Raw genomic sequence first — 17,338 nt, forward strand, 5'->3', positions numbered from 1 at the left:
GACCATGAGAGTAGCAGCCAAACTCGCGGGGGGCATCCCCAAATACGCCAATGGTGGCGTGGTCAAAGGCAAGGGATCGCCAACCTCCGACAACGTCAGCGCCAAGCTTTCCCCCGGCGAGGTGGTGCTGCCCGTCGATACCGTGCAGGCCCTGGGCGGCGCTGCGGCTGTCATGAAGATGATCAGCGATACGCACACCCCGACCGGGCAGCCCAGCATGAAGGATGGGGTCCAGGCCAAGGCTGATGGCGGCGTGGTTGACCCGGATCCCGCGCGCCGGCTGGCTGCGGCACCCCGGCAAGCTGGCGATTCGGCCACCTCGAACCAGATCCCTGTCGGTGCACCGCGCACCGTGGCGCCTGATGGCTCGCAAGACTCCCCGCTGAACAACGACTTTGCACGCAACGCGATGAACACGCTTTCGGCATTGCCGGGCGCTGCCGCGATCCCAGGTGCTGTGCCGGCTGTTGCCTCTGGACTGACATCGGCTGCCGCCAAGATGGCCGGGCCTGCCACCGCTGTTGGAAAGATTGCATCGGCCGCAGCACCGTACGCTGTGCCGGGCGCGGGCGCAGTCGCCCTGGGCATGGCCTCAAGCCCCGCCACTCCTGCAGCTGTGAGCCCGCCACAAGCCGCACCTGCAGCACCTGCCGTTCAGCGCATGAATACCGTGCCCGTGGTCCAGGCGCCGGCCGCTGCTGCACCTGTCGGGCTGGGTGGCGGCATGCCCTCGGCCCAGTCGAATGATGCAGCTGCGCGCATGTCGGGCCTCTCGAGCGCCGAATCCCTGGCCCGCGTGGCCGAAACCACGGCCAGCAACCCGGCCGCGCCCCCCTTGACCCTGACCCAGGATCCCTGGAGCGCGCGCAAGGCCATGCAGAACGCTGAAACCACGGCTTCTTCGATCCATCGGCCAACAGCCCAGCGAGGCGCCGCCGAACTGGCAGCCCTGCGCAGCGATGCCCAATTGGCCGCCCGCGAGGATGCCGCCAGCTCCCGCGCGTTCATGCAAGACACGGGACAAACCGCCCGGGCCAAGATGGCCGAAACCGGGGCATCGAACCGGTTTGCGCAGACCAATCAGCTGGGCCGGGCCGAACTGGCTTTGAAGCAGACCGCGGCGAGCTACCAGAACCGGGCAGCCGATCGCCTTGAGGGCGCCCAGGCCGAACTGCTGGCCGCCACGACCCCGGCTGCACAGAAAACCGCCGCCGAGAAGCTGCGCGCGCTCAACGGCAAAGAGCCAGCCAACCGCTTCACTGTGGTGCCAGGCGGCCAGGAAGCAGATCCGGCGACCGGCCTGATGCGTACCCTGCCGGCCCGCGTCATCAACAACGAAACAGGCTCTTTTGTGGATCAGCCGGCCGCTGCGCCGAAGCCGCCCACCGTTGGGGCAGTCCATGACGGTTACAAATTCAAGGGCGGCAACCCGGCCGACCCGAAAAGCTGGGAGAAGGTTTGATGAGCGGCCCCTGGGAAAACTTCGCGGCGCCTGCCGCAACCTCCGCCCCTTCCGACTCCACTGCCGCAGAAGGCCCGTGGGCTAAGTTCGGGCCGGCACCCAAGGCCGAACCGTCTGGCGCGGCCCGCCGCTTGGCCGATGTGGGCCTGTCTGTGGCCAAGGGCGTCGTCGGCGTGCCAGAAGCTGCCGTGGGCTTGGCCGACTTGGCAACGGGCGGGAAAGTGGGCAAGTTCCTGGAGAACAAGGAAGGTGACATTGGCTTCCGGCCCAAGCAGGCCAAGGAGGTCTTGAGTTCTCTGCAGTCCCCCGAGCAGCAGGCCGCCGACAAAGCGGTTCAGGATGCCAAGGGCTTCTTCCCGACCATTGGAGCAATGGTTCAAAACCCTTCGACTATCGTCAACCAGGTGGCCGAGTCCGCTCCATCAATGTTGGCAGGTGGCGTGGCCGCCCGAGGTGTCACGGCCCTGGCTCCGGCGATCAGCCCCATCCTGGCCGGTGCAATCGGCGAAGGTGCCGTGGCTGCCGGCCAAAACACCGAGCAGGTGCGCCAAGAAGCCGCCGACGGCGAACTGACGGGCAAACAGGCCGCCATTCTGGCCGCCTCAGGCGCTGCCACTGGCGCGATCGGCCTGGGGGCTGGCAAGCTGGCCAACAAGCTGGGCATTGGCGATGTGCACACCATGCTGGCGGCCGGGAAGACTGGCGCCGTGGGCGCAGAGGCCGTGGCCAAGGGCGCCGAAAAAGGCATTGCCCGCAAGATCGGTGAAGGCGTGCTGGTTGAAGGCGCCCTGGAAGAACTGCCGCAAAGCGCCCAGGAACAGGCCGCCCAGAACATTGCCCAGGGCAAGCCTTGGTCTGAAGGCGTGGCCGAGGCCGCGGCCCAGGGCCTGGTGACTGGCGGTGTGACCGGTGGCGTTGCTGGCCCGATTTCTGGCCGCTCGGCACCCGCCGAGCAACCAGCTCCGCAACCTGGCCATGGACAAGCGCCCGGCCAGGATGTTGCAGCCCCCGCAGCTGAGACATCTGGTGCACCGCCCACCACCCCTGTGCCGCCGGCCGCTCAAACCGCCCTGGCTGCAGATGAGCAGGCCGCCCCCGGCCAGCCCCCGGAAACCGTTGCGGTGGCTGAACAGCCCCCGATTGCCCAGACCCCCCCGGGCGAACAAGCGCCCCAGGCCCAACCGGCGCCCGAGGGGGCCCGGCCATCTGAGGCCATGGGCATCAACCCGGCAGATGGTGTGCTTTCGCGCGCTGCAGCTGCTGCGGTGGATACCGGTGTGCACGCTCAGGCCCTGGCCGCTCAGCAGGCCCAGGCCTTGGCCGAGCAAGCCCAAACCGCCAGCCCGGCCCCGGGCGGTGAGCCCGCAGCGGACCTGACCTCGCGCCCGACCGATGAACTGCGCGCCCAGCTGCGCAGCGCCCAGGGCCCAGGCATCCGCAAGGCAATTGCCCGGGAATTGGCCCGCCGCCGCATCGAGGCCGCAAGCCAACCGGTGCCACAGGCTGCCCCGGATCTTTTTGCCCAGGAGCCTCAAGATGTCAGCACAACAAGCCCCGCTGTCCCCGTGGATTCAGGAGATGGTCGACCTGCAAATGTTGTCGATGCTGGAGGCGCAGACGCTGGAAGACTTCTGGCTCCAAACGCCGGAGGGGGAAATCAGGATGGCGCCGGCGGAAATGGCGGACCTGCTGCAGCGGGTGTGGCTGCACGAGCAGCTGAGCCCGCCGCAAAGCCCAAGCGAACTGCACTGAAGAAGAAGGCCGCCGCCCCGGAAGCCCCAGCGAAAACCACGGAGGCTCAAGATGTCCAGCAGTCCGAGCAAGCCCCATCAGCCCCTGGAGCGACCACCGAAGCCCAGGGAGATCAAGCGGCAACTCAGGCGGGAAGTGGAACGCCTGCAGAACCTGCGCGAGTACCCGCAGCGGGAGGTGGATCCCTGGAAGCCGCTGGGCTGACCAAAGGCATGCGCTGGCAGAAGTTCGGCGCCGAGACCGGCACTCTGTCGGTGCCCCGGGCCGACATGCCCCAGATCAAAGCCGAGCACCGCGGCGCCATGGTCAATTTCCTGAAGGCCAAAGGCATCGAGGCCACCCAGGAAGAAGTGCCGGCGGCCGACCTGAAGCCGACACAGGCCGAATACTCGCCGCCCAAGGTGCGCAAGGCCCAGGCCTTCAAGGGTGGCGAGCGCTCAATCCTGGTGTCGTCTGATGGCCACGTGCTGGACGGCCACCACCAGTGGCTGGCCAAGATCCCAGGCAATCAGCAGGTGAAGGTGATCCGCCTGGATGCGCCTATCAAAGACTTGCTGGCCACGGTCAAAGAATTCCCGAGCGCTACCCAGGAGGCCGGCGCCACTACCCCAACAAACCCCTCACCTACGGAGAAAGCAAATGGCCCTCAAGCCGATCAAGCCCAGCAAGCAGAAGCGCAACAGCCGCAAGAAACCGGAGCAGGGCCTGCTGCCGCTGCCGACGCCCAGCCGGTAAAGCAAGCGCCACGCCTGGACCATGGCGAGCTCAACATCCCTGGCCGCACGTCCGGGATCAACGCCGAACTTGACCGCTACAAGGCAGAGCAGAAGGCCAAGCAAAACGCCCTGTCGAAAGAGGCCGCGGCCTCCCGCAAGGAAAACAAGGCAGCCGCCAAGGCAAAGTTTGATGAAGTCGGTGCTCAGATGATCGCCGACATGGCCCGGGCGCCCAAGCTGCTGCAGGCCGGCGCAAAGGCAGCCGAGATCCGCAAGACCATCGACTCCATGGTCAAGTGGGAGCCAACTAAGTTCTTGGACCTGGCCGCAAAGTACGAGAAGGAAAAAGCCGCCGGCAAGTATCCCGAGGCGTCCGCGCCCGTGGCCGCTTCTGGCAAGCCTCAAAAGGCGCAGAACGATTCCCCGGCTGTCGGCTCCCTGAACAACGCCATCGAGCGCAAAGAAAAGGCGTGGCAGCGCGTCAAGTCCCTGCGCGCCCAGGTCAAAGAAGGCCGCGCCGACCTGCGCGTCGAGCTCATCAAGGCAGAGTCCGCGCACCGGGATGAGCTGCGCTACGTGAAGGCCGCCCAGGAGCAGGTCGCTCAGGATGCGCTCAAGGCTGGACTCGTCACCAAGAAGGGGGCCGCGCAGTTCAGCCGCAGCATGACGCCTGAAGAGGCAAACGCTTTCCTGGCGGCCCTGGCTCGAATTCAGGCCCCGCCGGCCATGTCCACCGTCGAAGGTGTGCGCTCTGCAGTGCGGGAGATTATCGGCATCACTGGCAAGCTGCCCAACGAACTGGGTCGCGTGGTGGTGAGCAATGCCAGCGAGATCAAAGAGCAATGGCAGCCCATGATCGGGATGCAGGCATCTCTTGATGGCGAGGGCGCCCAGGGCCAAGCCATGGCCTTCTACAACCCCGCATCGAAAACGGTGTTCCTCATTGCTGACCGCATCAAGGCAGGATCCGAACATGCCGTGGTGATGCACGAATTGATGCACAAATGGGGCAAGGAGGTGCTTGGCCAGGCCGGCTGGGACCAGATCCATGGCGAGATCAAGAACTGGGAAAACGCGGCCGCCGGAAGCGCAGAAGCCGAGATCTATTCGATTGCCCGCAACCGCGTGGAATCCTCCGCCGGCCCGGGCGGTCCGACCCAGGCCTACACCACCGAAGAACTGTTCCCGTACGCAGTGCAGACCGCGATCGAGATGGGCATCAAGCCCAATGCCATGGCGCGTGAAGGCACGGCTTCAAAGTGGCTGTTCAAGGTCCGCAAGATGCTGCAGGACGTGTGGGCCAAGATCACCGGCAAGCCGGGCACCATGACTGCCCAGCAGATGGTGGATCTGGCCTTCGGCATCGCCCAGGCTGAGAACCCAGCAAACAGCGATGCGCTGAAAAACATCATCGCGCAGACAAAACGCAGCGTCACAGACACGCCTGAGTTCAAGCGCTGGTTTGGTGATAGCAAGGTGGTGGATGCAGAAGGCAAGCCGCTGGTGGTCTACCACGGCACCTTCAGGGATTTTTCTGAATTTAAAACAGAATCAGAGTTCGGTGCACACTTTGGTAGCGCCGATCAGGCAAACGCATTTACAGATGAAACTGGCGCAAGAATACTGCCAGCTTACCTTTCCATAAAGAAGCCGATTCGCCTGCAGGATCGAGGTAGCTTTATGTCGGCACACGTTGTACCGCAACTTGTTGCCAAAGGAGTTCTCCCGGTTGGTTCAGAATTTGAGCCAATGGGTGTCGGCTTTAATCGAGGCCGTGAAGCGGAATTCATGGCGGCAGCCAAGAATGCTCTGAAAGCCAGTGGGTTTGATGGCGTTGTGTACGCAAACACCCAGGAAGGAAATGGCGGGGATGCATGGATCGCATTTGACCCCGAGCAGATCAAATCCGCCACCGGCAACAACGGCCAGTTCGACCCCTCTAACCCAGACATTCGATTCAGCCGCGCCACGGTATCCGACCTCAAGCAGAAGGCCAAGGCCGAACTGCAGGCCGCCCTGAATGTGCCCGGGAAGCTGTCCTGGTGGCACAAGACCATCGGCACCATGTACAACCTGGCCGAGCGCTCTCCCGAGTTCGCCAAGGTGTTTAATGCCGCCCAAAGCTTCATTGACGATGTGAGCTTCTACGCCAGCGAGGCGGCCGACCTGGCGCCCAAGCTGCTGCCCAAGCTTGAGAACTGGCGGGACATCGGCAAATCTCCGATCAGCGCGGCCGACAACAAGGCCATCAGCGCACCGATTTTCGAAGGCACCCTGTCTTGGGGCCGCGATGAGTCGGGCAAGGCCGTACCCATCGATGACCTGAAGGCCGCGGCCAATATCCTGACCGCCGAGCAAAAGGCCCAGCGCCTGCTGCGCACCGGCAAGATCAGTGACCAGGTGCTGAGGATGTGGCTGGGCATGCCAGTGGAACAGTTCGAAAAGCTGGTGGCCAGCCGGTTCGAAAGCCAGATGCTGCAGCCGGGCGTGGTTTGGACTCCCGATGAGCTGCGCGCCCATTTCGGGCTGTCGGATGCCCAGATCGATCTGTACAAGGAATTCCGGGCCACGACCGACAAGAGCATCGACACCATGGCGCGCGCCGACATGCTGCGCTTCGCTGGCAAGGATGCCGTGCCGATCCGTGAGGCCGTCATGGAGGCCAAGGATGCCCAGGAGGCCGCCACCATGCTGCGCGACTACCTGCTTTCGCTGGCCAAGGAGATCCCGGACCGGGCTGAGACTCTGGCGGCCACGGCCAACGGCATGATCGACCGCGCCGACAAGGTGCGAGATCTGCAGGCCAAGGGCTACGCGCCGCTGAGCCGCTTCGGCAAGTACACAGTCGACGTGCTGGATGCCGGCGGCCAGCGCCAGTATTTCGGCCTGTTCGAAACTGCCCGGGAGGCCCGGGCCATGGCCAACCGGATGCGCGCCGAGTTCCAGGGCGGCGTGGTGACTCAGGGCACGCTCTCCGAAGCAGCGTTCAAGCAGTTCGCCGGCATCACCCCGGAAAGCTTGGAGTTGTTCGGCAACATGCTGGGCCTGAACTCGACCGGCGACGAAGCCGCCGACAAGGCGTTCCAGCAATACCTGCAGCTGACCAAGACCAACCGCAGCGCCATGAAGCGCCTGATCCATCGCAAGGGCATCGCTGGGTACAGCGAGGACGTGGGCCGCGTGCTGGCCAGCTTCGTCTACTCGAATGCCCGGCAGACGGCCGCAGGCCTGCACCTGGGCGACCTGGGCGATGCGGTGAACGCCATCCCCAAAGAAATGGGCGAGCTGAAGGACGCGGCCATTGCCCTGGCTGACTACATCAAGAACCCCCAGGAAGAGGCCCAGGCCATCCGGGGACTGTTGTTTGCCCAGTACTTGGGCGGCTCCGTGGCCTCGGCCATGGTCAACATGACACAGCCCATTGCGGTGTCGTTCCCCTGGCTTTCCCAGTTCGGCGGGGCCAAGCAGGCCGGCGCCCAGCTGATCCGGGCTATGAAGGGCATCGCCTCGAACGCGACCTTCGAGCCCGATCTGGCTGAGGCCTTGAAGCGGGCCGAGGAAGACGGCACGGTGAGCCCGCAGGAAGTGCACCAGCTGATGGCCCAGGCGCGCGGCTCGGGCGCGCTGCGCTCCGGCGACGGCTCCAAGGCAGGCAACGCCCTGGCCGCTTGGCAGAACGCCATGTCTCGCTTGTCCCTGGCCTGGGGCAAGGTTTTCGGCTTTGCTGAGCAGGCAAACCGTCAGATCACCTTCATCGCCGCCTATCGGATCGCCAAGGCCCAGGGCATTGCTGATCCGGCCGGCTTCGCCAAGAAGGCCGTTCAAGAAACCCAGTTCGTCTACTCCAAGGCCTCGAAGATGGTCTGGGGCCGCGGCGCCATCGGCGGCACGCTGATGACATTCAAGACCTACTCCATCGCCTACCTGGAGTTGCTGCACCGGATGTACACCCGTGGCGGCCCCGAAGGCAAGAAGGCCGCGATGCTGGCCCTGGCCACCATGGCCATGATGGGCGGGGCAGGGGGCTTGCCCTTTGCCGACGACATGGGCGACATCATTGATGCCATCGCTCAGCTGTTCGGCTACAACCTCAGCACCAAGAAGGCCCGCCAGGAATTCCTTGAAGGCCTTGTGGGCCGGGCCGGCGCCGACTTCATTGAGCGCGGAGTGACCGGCTTGCCGGGCTCTCCCATCGATGTGTCGGGCCGCCTGGGCATGGGCAACCTGATCCCAGGCACCGGCCTGCTGATGCAGAAAACCGACCACACAAGCGACCTGCTGGAACTGGCGGGACCGGCCGGCGACATGGCCAAGCGCTTTTTCCAAGCTGGCGGCCAGGCTGCCAAGGGCGACATCGGTGCCGCAGCTCTGTCCCTGGCGCCCAAGGCGGCCGGCAATGCAGCCAAGGGCGTGGACATGCTCAACACCGGAGCCTACCGCGATGACAAGGGTTACAAGGTGCTGGATACGACCACCCTTGAAGCCGCGGCAAAGGCCATCGGGTTTCAGCCTGGCACCGTCTCGAAGATGCAGGAGGCCAACTCCATCCACCAGCGCGAAAAGGCCTTCTACAACCTGGTGGCCCAGGACATCCGGGCCAAGTGGGCGCGCGGCATCTTCGAAAAAGACGCGGATGCCGTGGCCGAGGCCCGCGACCAGATCGCCGACTGGAACGCCAAGAACCCCGACCAGCGCATTGCCCCCAATGTCCCGGCCATCATGAAAAGGGTTCGGGAGATGGGCAAGTCCAAGGACGAGCGCATTGCAGCAACAGCCCCCAAGGCCATGCGGGCAGAAATGCGAAGGGAGACGCAAGCAGCGCGCGAAGGCCTCTGACCCGTTCTGTTGAATCGCATTTATCCACCCCCCCCCTCTGGGGATTGGATGAATTCGCGAGCGCCTTGAACATCGGCAGGAACAAACACGTCCCTTCCGAAGAGGCAGCCATGGACTTTATCGACCCGCAAAACAACCCGACACGCGCGCGGGTAGACGCCTCCGGCAATCAGGCCGTTGCCCATGGCTCCCAAGCCGCTCTGAACGTGAACGGTGCTGCTGTCCAGCTCGATACCGACCCTGGCCGCATTGCCCGGGTCTCGGTCATCACCGCTGGCACTACTGCCGGGGCCATCTACGACAGCGCCTCAACCTCCGGCAACACGGCCGCCAACCAGATCGCCGTCATCCCGGCCAACCAAGCTGCCGGCTCAATCATCACGGTGGACTTCCCCTACACCGCTGGCCTCGTCGTGGCCCCCGGCTCTGGCGGTGTCCTGGCCATCACCTTCACGCCCTGAGCCAGAACCCCAGGCCAAAGAATTTCCCAGAATTGGAGCATTGCCATGACCGATCCTCTCAAGTCAGACGACAGCCACAACCATACGATCCAAACGGCATACCCCGGTGGGCCTGTCCGCTCTCTTGTGTCGGAAGACGGCCAAACCAAGGTTCTCTTGGGCCAGCTCTACAGCCCCGCAGGCACACCCGTGTCTGACCCTGTTGCCGAGGCAGCTCACGCTGCTCAGCATGCGGGGATGGGGGTGAGCAAGGGATTCATGTTTGGCAACGCACCAAACCGCAATCGAGTGATCCTGACCGGGGACTCAAAAACCGCCATGAATGGCGGAACATCGATTGCAACGCCAGTGCAGGCGCTAGGAGCCTCCTACGATTGCAAGGGCCAATTCAACCACGCCAATTTTTTGTTGAACCATGCATTCGAGGTCGTGGGGAATGCAGGTATTGGCGGGCAAAAGTCAGCTCAAATTCTGGCCAGATTCCAAACTGATGTGCTATCTCGTGCGTCGGAATGGGTGTGTGGCATGGCCGGCACAAACGACACCTCATCGTCGAACACTGGAAACGCCAGCACGACTGATGTGAACATCATCGCAATGTGGGATCTGGCTGTTGCAGCGGGCCGCAGGGTGCTCTGGTACACCATCCCGCCAAAAACATCGGCGGCTGATGCTGAAAACCAGTATCACATGCAGATCAACAGGCTGCTGAAGATCGCGGCCTCCCGTCGTCCAAATGTAGTGCTGGTGTCTCAGGAGTCGGCCACATTGGACGTGACCACCACATTCAAGGCGCTGTCGTCAATGCTGACAGACGGAACGCATGAATCCGCCATCGGCGCGGCTGTTGAGGGCAAATTGATTGCCGACGCAGTTCGCCCGTTCATCAGCCCGGTCAATCCCTGGCTGGCCCAGAGCAATGGTGACACGGAAAACCTGCTCACAAACCCGATGCTCAGCGGATCTGGGAGCGCCACGCCAACCGGCTGGAACAAGATCGGGACACCAACAATTTCTTACGTTGCAGCCACTGATGGGGTCGCATACCCATGGTGTCAGCTGAATGTCGCAAATGGCACGTCCGGCGGTCAGGGCCTCACTTCCAATGTATCCGTTGGATCGGGGATGGCAATTGGAGACACCATCATCGGGGTTGTCGAGTTTGCCGGTGATAGCTACGACGCTGCTGCCGCTGCGAATACGCAGGGTATTTGCCTGAAGCTGCAGGCGTACAACGGAGCATCGTTTTTTGCCTCTGTGAGTGACCTCTACTGGGATACCACGTACCCCAATTTTGCATTGCAGGGGAGCGGCGTGTTCCAGACGCCGCCGTTTGTCGTGCCTGCGGGAACGACGCTGGTGCAGATGTACGCGTCCATCAATGGTGGTGGGAATTACCGGTTCAGGAGAGCCGCGATCCGCAACCTGACCAAGCTGGGTCTGGCCTGACCACCAGCTAACCCATCTTCTGCCCTATCCGCCCAACCCCGCGCCTGCATTGCCCTGGCGCGGGTCTCCGCAGGAAATCGGGCGCAGGTCGGACTTGAGCCACTACACAACCCGCTTCGGCGGGTTTTTTCATGCCCCCTCTGAGGTTTCAGATTTCTTGCTTTGCCAAAGAGACTTGCTGCAACCAAACCGGATGCAGCACATGGGCCACTTCCTCAATCGCCTCAAAGCCTCGCAGATCTCCTGCGTGGGCAATGATGGCCGTGGCTGGTGGGTCTTGCTGGAGGCGCTGGCGTTCTCGTCCGATGTCCTGAAATCGTACTGGCTGGACCAGGGGACAAGCGAAGACTTCGCCCAGGCAAATGCTTTGCTCACGGTGCCCGCCGGGTTCAAGACCGACTTCATGAGCGTTCCCAGCATCCTGCCCTGGTCCCAGTGCCTTGCCCAGTCGCCCCGGGCCGGCACCGTCCACGACTACCTCTACACCGCCGGGCCGGCAGGTATCCACCCTGTGCCATCGCGTCTCCTTGCAGACCAGATCCTTCGAGAGATGTTCATCAGTGACATCACTGAGGATGGCGGTGCATCCACTGACTCAGATCGTGCGGCCCTTGAGGCCCGTGCGGATCTCGTTTTCCTTGGCGTTCGCGCTGGGGGCAAGCCCCACTGGGATTGAAGGACCAGCATGAGCGCCGTACCACTTCCACGCCAGACCGACTTCATCCAGACCCCGGGCTACACGGGCCCAGAGCGCCGCCGCACCCATGCGCAGTGGCGGGAAGAGGTGGATCAGAGGCTGGAAGAGGGCGCGGCCGAGATGCTGTCCTTGCGCGCTGAGATCGCGGAATGCCGTCAGCAGATCCGTGAGGTTCTGGCCGCCGTGAAGACGATCCAGGGCGACACAGCGGAAATCGTCGGGCTGTTCGCCAACGCCAAGGGCGCCATCCGGCTGCTGAACGGGTTCGCCTCGATCGCCAAGCCGATCACGGCAATCGTGGTGCTCTGCGCAGCCATCTGGGGCTTCATCTTGACCGTCAAGGCGGGCGCGGGGCCGAAATGAGCGACGACAAGACAAGCATCAATGCCGTGCTGAAAAAGCGCCTGCTCGCGGCCAGCACCGCCGGGGCCATGGCGCTGGCCGGTGTGCTGGTGAACTGGTTCGAGGGCCGGGTATACAAGCCCTACGTGGACCCAGCCGGGATTTTGACCGTGTGCGAAGGCATCACCGGCCCGGACGTGATCCCGGGCAAGACTTACACCGATGCCGAGTGCGACCGTCTGCGCGGCAAGCACCTGGCCATCGCCCAGGCCGCCGTCAAGCAAGTCATCAAGGTGCCCCTCAACCCGTGGCAGCAGGCCGCACTGATCGACTTCACATTCAACCTGGGTGCAGAGCGCTTGGCCGGTTCAACCATGGCCAAGCTTTTCAACCAGGGGAACTACACGGGCGGCTGCTACCAGCTCACGCAATGGGTCAAGGCCCGCGTGAAGGGGCGGCTCGTGACTTTGAACGGCCTCGTCTACCGCCGCGATGCCGAACTGGCTGTTTGCCTTGGGCGGATCGAATGAAAGACCACGACACCATGACCCCGCATTTCAAATTCATCCTGGCGGCCTTCATGGCGGCCTTCATGGCGATTTTCTGCATGCCCCATGCCGGCGCGGCCCAGCCCCTGGTTGGCTTCAGCCACAGCACACCCAGCGCCAAGGACATCGCCCTCACGGCCGTCAGTGATGCGAAATCCTCGCTGCTGATCGCGGCCTACCAGTACACCTCGCCCGACATCATCAAGGCCGTTGTGGCGGCCAAGAAACGTGGGGTGGATGTTGCGGTGATCCTCGACCACACCCAGGAAAACGGCGATAGCCAGGCGGTGATGGTGGCGGCCGGAATCCCGTGCTTCATTGACCACACCTACCGAATCTTGCACCACAAGTTCATGGTGGTTGATGGGGTGTCAGTCGAAAACGGTTCGTTCAATTTCACGGTCAGCGCCGACAAGGCCAATGCCGAGAATGCCTTGTACACGACCGACTCGCCGGCCCTGGCCGTGGCCTACGCCACCGAGTGGCAGCGCATCCGGGCTCTGCCCAAGACCGTGACCTGCAAAGGGGGTGGCCAATGATCCCCCAGTTCGCCGCCTTCATCACGGCATTCAAGCAGGGCAAGGAACTCGCCAATGCAGCCACCTGGAAGAACGCCCAGTTGGCTACGGGCGCACTGGCGTCGTTCCTGGGTGCGGCCGTGGTCATCGCCCAGGGCTTTGGCATCGACGTTCACGTCAGTGATGCGGCTCTGCAAGCTGCTGCTGCTGGTGTCGTGGCTCTGTACGGCCTGTTCAACGCCATCGCCACGGCAGTTTCAAGCTCAAAGGTCGGCCTGCCTGCAAAGCCTCCGGCCCTGGGCAGCACTGGAAGCGGAAGCGGCCCCAGCGCCGGCCCAGCAGAAGACCACGCTGGCGGCTGAATCGCTCTCCCACGGGATGATTCCGCCCGTTGCAGTCGGGATCAAGTGCCAATTCTGAAAGCCACCACCATGAACTTCTTCCAATACCTCGCCCTGATCAAGGCCGCCACACCTTTGGCGATCGAGGCCACCAAGGCCATTCAGCAGGCCGTGCCCAACGTGGCCGGCACCGCCAAGCTGCAGTTCGTGCTCAGTGCCGTGCAGTCTGGCCTGCAGACCGTCAGCAATGTGACCGCCACGGTCGACCAGCTCACGCCCATCATCAATGCCGCGGTGACCCTGCACAAGGCCGTGGGCACCGATGGATTCCAGGCTGCAGCTGCCACGGCCGCCTCGACCTAATTCTGGTCGGCCTCGACAGCCAGGCCCGCCGCGCGCGGGCTTTTGTCATTCTGGGCAGTCGTCATACTCAGGGCCAAGCGGATCCAGTGGCTTGACCTGCACCCTGCCCAGCAGATCCAGGGCCACGGCCTCATCCCTGACGCAGAGCCAGCTTTGCCGGTACTTGGCCGGCTTGCCGCGCGACACCCGGGACACCAGCTCGACGCCAACGATGTGCATGGCCTCGCCGCGGATCTGGCAGACCTCGGCGTACTCCAGGCGCTGGATCAAGTCCTGGCCATCAGGACCGAGCAGCCTGGCCTGCAGTCGGCGGCCCTCCGTGGTGGCCGGGGCCAGCACCAGGTCACCCTGGATGCCGACGCGCAGCGCTGGGTCTGAGCCGGCGATGCGGTGGCCGGCATGGCGGATGCGGTAGACGAAGTACTGCACAAAACGGCGTAGCTTTTGGCGTAGGTTTGAAAAACGGACCTCTGTTTTCAGAGGGGAACACAAGCATCCAGAATCACAATGTTCATCCCCTGATTGTGCCCTGCCTGTGATCGGTGCCGAGCCTGGAGCATGCGGATCATGGAACCTGCTGGGGTGAATGCAGGCATTTGCCCGTTTCAGCGTAGGACATGCAACTGACGAGCGTCCATCTGGCCTGTCATGTTCAGGCAGGGTGACCGTGTTTTGTGCTCAAGCCTGGTTGGCTGTGGAACAGCGGCGCTCAAATTGGTCTGTGACTCGGGAATCAAGCGGCCCTTTCAGTGCACCAAACCCGGGTGTGCCGCGGCCAAGCGCTCCAACTCGGCGCAGACATCGGCCATGCGCCCGGAGATCACCAGTCGGCCAGCTTGTCGGGGGTGAGGGCCACTCTCCCGGATGCGCAGCACGCGAAGAGGTCGCAGGCTGGGTGGTGAGGAACCCGGGTGCGCGTGCGGGACTGCCGCCGCAGGTCCTCGGTCGGTGCGGTCTGGGCCTGCGTCCGGGTGGGGCGTGGCCGAAGCTTGCTCGATGGCAATGCCGATCAGGTCCTGGGGTCTTTGGTGGGGGCAGGCCGCAGCTTCGCGAGCAGGCGGCGTCGGGTTGGAGGCGTGAGCGACCCGCTTGGTGTCGCTCAAGGCGGCCGTGTGGGTGCGTCGAGGGGCCAGGATGGCGCCCAAAGGGGCGAGCCAACGCACGGCGGTGGTGAATGCCTTTCCCATGTGAAACTCCAGTTCGATTCAGGGGTTGAACACAGGCAGGATTGAAAGATAGAGCCAGCGCAGGGTTGTTCGGCAAGCTCGTCTTGCCTCAAACGCCCGCCACCTGCGCAGGCCCTCTGCCTTACATCAGCATCGTGTTTCTGATCAAACCTACGGCCAATCCTTCGATCTCAAAAGGATCACCCGGCTGGACGATGATGGGGGCGTAGTCGGGGTTCTCGGCGATCAGTTCGATGTGCTGGGCTGTCTTACGCAGACGCTTGACGGTGACCTCTTCACCCAGGCGCGCCACGATGATCTGGCCATTCTTGGCCTCACGGGTGGATTGCACTGCCAGCAGGTCGCCGTCCATGATGCCGGCATCGCGCATCGACATGCCGCGTACCTTCAGCAAGTAATCAGGCTTGTGCTGGAACAGGCTGTTTTCCACGTAATAGGTTTGATCCACATGCTCTTGGGCGAGAATCGGTGAGCCTGCGGCGACACGACCGATCAAGGGCAAGGCCAATTGGCTGAGACCGGGCAGTGGCAAGGAGAATTGAGGGTCTCGGCTTTGGTTCAGCTGGCGCAAGGTTTCGCCACGCAGTCGGATGCCGCGCGAGGTGCCGCTGACCAGTTCGATCACCCCTTTGCGTGCCAGCGCTTGCAGGTGTTCTTCAGCCGCGTTGGCTGACTTGAAGCCCAGCTCGGATGCGATTTCGGCCCGGGTTGGTGGAGCACCGGTGCGGCCGATGGCGGTCTGGATCAGTTCCAGAATCTGTTGCTGTCGTGCGGTGAGCTTGGGCATGTCCATGGTGGCGGCTCCTGAGGGCTGTTTTAATATCCAGTAACTGTATTTTTCACCAGTTTTTTCTGAAATGCAAGCCAACATCACGACTTCTTCGCACCTTGTTGTATTGGGTACCGGTGGCACCATCGCGGGCGAGGCCGGAAGACCCGACGACAACATCGGCTACCGTGCTGCGCAGCGTGGTGTGGCCGATCTGCTGGCGGGGCTGCCTTTGACGCAGGGTGTTACCGTCAGCTGTGAGCAGGTGGCCCAACTCGACAGCAAGGACATGGATCACCCAACCTGGCAGGTGCTGCTGCAGCGCGTTCAGCATTGGCTGTCGGATGCCTCCGTTCAGGGGCTGGTGATCACCCATGGCACCGATACCCTCGAAGAGACGGCTTATTTCCTCAGCGCCACCTTGGGGCACTGTGCCAAGCCTGTGGTGCTGACCTGCTCCATGCGTCCCGCGACGGCGTTGGCGCCGGATGGTCCGCAAAATCTGGTCGATGCTGTGGCGGTGGCCTCTGACCCGCAGGCCAGCGGGGTGCTGGTGGTGTGTGCGGGCCTGGTGCATGAAGCCGGAGCCGTTCAGAAGGTGAACACCTACCAGCCGGATGCCTTCAGTTCGGGCGATGTCGGGCCCTGTGCGCGTCTGTATGAGGGGCAGGTGGCTTGGTTGCGCACCAACCCATTAACGCCAAGCCGCACCGCAGCGGAGCTTTTGGCCGCGGTTTGCTTGGCTTTGCCGGCCCTGGATTGGCCCTGGGTCTCTGTGCTGTACAGCCATGCCGGAGCGCAGGGGCGTGAGGTGGACGCCTTGGTGGCTCAAGGCGTGCGCGGTCTGGTGATCGCGGCCACTGGCAATGGCACGTTGAACCAGGGTCTGGATCAGGCTTTGCAGCGGGCTGCTGCGGCGGGTGTGGCGGTTTATCGCAGTTCCCGTTGTGCCTTCGGCCCAGTGTTGGTGACGGAGGCAGGGGGCTGGCCGGTCATGCCCGGGTTGAATCCGGTCAAGGCCCGGGTCGCGCTGATGCTGCAGTTGATGGCTTGATTCCCGGCGATCGTGCAGGGTCGCAGGCACAAAAAAGCCACCCGAAGGTGGCTTGTCGTGGATGCCAGCGCGAGCTCAGCTGGCCAGTGCCTGCAGGGCGCGAGCCGTGATCTCATCGACCGAGCCCATGCCGCTGATGGCGCGGTACTTGGGGGCGGCGGCGGCATCGCTCTTGGCCCAATTGCCGTAGTAGTCCACCAGAGGCCGAGTTTGTGCACTGTAGACCTCAAGGCGCTTCTTGACGGTTTCTTCCTTGTCGTCGTCGCGTTGGATCAGCGGTTCGCCGGTGAGGTCGTCCAGGCCTTCGGTCTTGGGTGGGTTGAACTTGACGTGGTAGGTGCGACCCGAAGCCGGGTGCGAGCGGCGGCCGCTCATGCGTTCGATGATGGCTTCAAAAGGCACATCGATTTCGAGCACGTAGTCGAGCTTGACGCCTGCTGCCTTCATGGCATCGGCTTGGGGGATGGTGCGGGGGAAGCCATCGAACAGGAAACCATTGGCGCAATCGGCCTGGGCAATGCGCTCCTTGACCAGGTTGATGATCAACTCATCGCTCACCAAGCCACCGGACTCCATCACACTCTTGGCCTGCAGGCCCAGGGGGGTGCCGGCCTTGACCGCTGCGCGCAGCATGTCGCCCGTTGAAATCTGGGGGATGCCGTACTTCTGGCAAATGAAGGTGGCTTGCGTGCCTTTACCCGCGCCTGGCGCGCCCAGCAGAATCAGTCTCATGGAAGTCCTCGGATAGTGTCAAATCGGCCGGCACCACTGGCTGCGCGCAAGTTGACCCCGTTGGGCCAAGGCAGATGCAGTGCTCATTTGGTCCAGAGGATAGCATGGGCA

At 63.3% G+C, this 17,338-nt stretch carries 15 protein-coding genes; 11 read left to right on the forward strand and 4 right to left on the reverse strand.

Annotation, left to right across the window (positions count from 1 at the left end; genetic code table 11):
• Window positions 1-4 precede the first annotated feature (4 nt).
• The 10 genes from F624_RS0106500 (at window position 5) to F624_RS0106550 (ending at window position 13,485) form a co-directional block, all read left to right on the forward strand.
• Window positions 5-1,462 (forward strand): hypothetical protein, encoded by a 1,458-nt coding sequence (locus tag F624_RS0106500; RefSeq protein ID WP_019573468.1) that lies wholly within the window; start codon window positions 5-7, stop codon window positions 1,460-1,462.
• Entirely contained in the window at window positions 1,462-8,766 is a 7,305-nt protein-coding gene (locus F624_RS35515) for a PLxRFG domain-containing protein (RefSeq protein WP_084679433.1), read from the forward strand. Before F624_RS0106500 ends, F624_RS35515 begins: the two co-directional genes overlap by 1 nt.
• Window positions 8,767-8,876: 110 nt before the next feature.
• The gene (locus F624_RS0106515; protein ID WP_019573470.1) at window positions 8,877-9,227 is read left to right on the forward strand and encodes a hypothetical protein; all 351 of its coding nucleotides are present in this window, start codon (window positions 8,877-8,879) and stop codon (window positions 9,225-9,227) included.
• Between the two features lie 45 nt (window positions 9,228-9,272).
• Entirely contained in the window at window positions 9,273-10,676 is a 1,404-nt protein-coding gene (locus F624_RS33965) for an SGNH/GDSL hydrolase family protein (RefSeq protein ID WP_084679434.1), read from the forward strand.
• A gap of 94 nt (window positions 10,677-10,770) precedes the next feature.
• Window positions 10,771-11,352, forward strand: coding sequence for a DUF1353 domain-containing protein (locus F624_RS0106525; RefSeq protein WP_157443357.1), 582 nt, complete (start codon window positions 10,771-10,773; stop codon window positions 11,350-11,352).
• Between the two features lie 9 nt (window positions 11,353-11,361).
• The gene (locus tag F624_RS0106530) at window positions 11,362-11,736 is read left to right on the forward strand and encodes a hypothetical protein (RefSeq protein ID WP_019573473.1); all 375 of its coding nucleotides are present in this window, start codon (window positions 11,362-11,364) and stop codon (window positions 11,734-11,736) included.
• Window positions 11,733-12,245 (forward strand): lysozyme, encoded by a 513-nt coding sequence (locus F624_RS0106535; protein WP_019573474.1) that lies wholly within the window; start codon window positions 11,733-11,735, stop codon window positions 12,243-12,245. Before F624_RS0106530 ends, F624_RS0106535 begins: the two co-directional genes overlap by 4 nt.
• A complete protein-coding gene (locus tag F624_RS0106540) occupies window positions 12,242-12,802 on the forward strand; it encodes a phospholipase D-like domain-containing protein (RefSeq protein ID WP_019573475.1) in 561 nt (186 codons plus the stop codon). The genes F624_RS0106535 and F624_RS0106540 overlap by 4 nt, the downstream gene beginning before the upstream one ends.
• Window positions 12,799-13,143 carry a hypothetical protein gene (locus F624_RS0106545; protein WP_019573476.1) on the forward strand — a complete coding sequence of 115 codons (345 nt, stop codon included), beginning with the start codon at window positions 12,799-12,801 and terminating at the stop codon, window positions 13,141-13,143. Before F624_RS0106540 ends, F624_RS0106545 begins: the two co-directional genes overlap by 4 nt.
• A 69-nt stretch (window positions 13,144-13,212) precedes the next feature.
• The gene (locus F624_RS0106550; RefSeq protein ID WP_019573477.1) at window positions 13,213-13,485 is read left to right on the forward strand and encodes a hypothetical protein; all 273 of its coding nucleotides are present in this window, start codon (window positions 13,213-13,215) and stop codon (window positions 13,483-13,485) included.
• A 45-nt stretch (window positions 13,486-13,530) separates the two neighbouring features.
• Here F624_RS0106550 and F624_RS0106555 read toward each other — a convergent pair whose 3' ends face one another.
• From F624_RS0106555 to lexA, 3 genes are all read right to left on the reverse strand, one after another.
• On the reverse strand, window positions 13,531-13,914 hold the full coding sequence (locus tag F624_RS0106555; RefSeq protein WP_019573478.1) for a hypothetical protein: 384 nt from the start codon (window positions 13,912-13,914) through the stop codon (window positions 13,531-13,533).
• A gap of 317 nt (window positions 13,915-14,231) precedes the next feature.
• Window positions 14,232-14,672, reverse strand: a complete 441-nt coding sequence (locus F624_RS34755; RefSeq protein WP_157443358.1) for a hypothetical protein — start codon at window positions 14,670-14,672, stop codon at window positions 14,232-14,234.
• A 121-nt stretch (window positions 14,673-14,793) separates the two neighbouring features.
• Entirely contained in the window at window positions 14,794-15,465 is a 672-nt protein-coding gene (gene lexA, locus F624_RS0106560) for a transcriptional repressor LexA (protein WP_031254304.1), read from the reverse strand.
• Window positions 15,466-15,529: 64 nt separating this feature from the next.
• On the opposite strand from lexA, the gene F624_RS0106565 reads away from it, so the two are divergent.
• Window positions 15,530-16,495 (forward strand): asparaginase, encoded by a 966-nt coding sequence (locus tag F624_RS0106565; protein ID WP_019573479.1) that lies wholly within the window; start codon window positions 15,530-15,532, stop codon window positions 16,493-16,495.
• Window positions 16,496-16,570: 75 nt separating this feature from the next.
• On the opposite strand, the gene adk is transcribed toward F624_RS0106565, so the two are convergent.
• Entirely contained in the window at window positions 16,571-17,227 is a 657-nt protein-coding gene (gene adk, locus F624_RS0106570; RefSeq protein ID WP_019573480.1) for an adenylate kinase, read from the reverse strand.
• Window positions 17,228-17,338 lie beyond the last annotated feature (111 nt).

This window comes from Curvibacter lanceolatus ATCC 14669, from assembly GCF_000381265.1.
Taxonomy (GTDB): domain Bacteria; phylum Pseudomonadota; class Gammaproteobacteria; order Burkholderiales; family Burkholderiaceae_C; genus Curvibacter; species Curvibacter lanceolatus.

Coding starts and splice junctions, on each gene's coding strand:
- F624_RS0106500 (WP_019573468.1), top strand. CDS start 5: ATGAGAGTAGCAGCCAAACTCGCGGGGGGCATCCCCAAATACGCCAAT.
- F624_RS35515 (WP_084679433.1), top strand. CDS start 1,462: ATGAGCGGCCCCTGGGAAAACTTCGCGGCGCCTGCCGCAACCTCCGCC.
- F624_RS0106515 (WP_019573470.1), top strand. CDS start 8,877: ATGGACTTTATCGACCCGCAAAACAACCCGACACGCGCGCGGGTAGAC.
- F624_RS33965 (WP_084679434.1), top strand. CDS start 9,273: ATGACCGATCCTCTCAAGTCAGACGACAGCCACAACCATACGATCCAA.
- F624_RS0106530 (WP_019573473.1), top strand. CDS start 11,362: ATGAGCGCCGTACCACTTCCACGCCAGACCGACTTCATCCAGACCCCG.
- F624_RS0106535 (WP_019573474.1), top strand. CDS start 11,733: ATGAGCGACGACAAGACAAGCATCAATGCCGTGCTGAAAAAGCGCCTG.
- F624_RS0106540 (WP_019573475.1), top strand. CDS start 12,242: ATGAAAGACCACGACACCATGACCCCGCATTTCAAATTCATCCTGGCG.
- F624_RS0106545 (WP_019573476.1), top strand. CDS start 12,799: ATGATCCCCCAGTTCGCCGCCTTCATCACGGCATTCAAGCAGGGCAAG.
- F624_RS0106550 (WP_019573477.1), top strand. CDS start 13,213: ATGAACTTCTTCCAATACCTCGCCCTGATCAAGGCCGCCACACCTTTG.
- F624_RS34755 (WP_157443358.1), bottom strand. CDS start 14,672: ATGGGAAAGGCATTCACCACCGCCGTGCGTTGGCTCGCCCCTTTGGGC.
- lexA (WP_031254304.1), bottom strand. CDS start 15,465: ATGGACATGCCCAAGCTCACCGCACGACAGCAACAGATTCTGGAACTG.
- F624_RS0106565 (WP_019573479.1), top strand. CDS start 15,530: ATGCAAGCCAACATCACGACTTCTTCGCACCTTGTTGTATTGGGTACC.
- adk (WP_019573480.1), bottom strand. CDS start 17,227: ATGAGACTGATTCTGCTGGGCGCGCCAGGCGCGGGTAAAGGCACGCAA.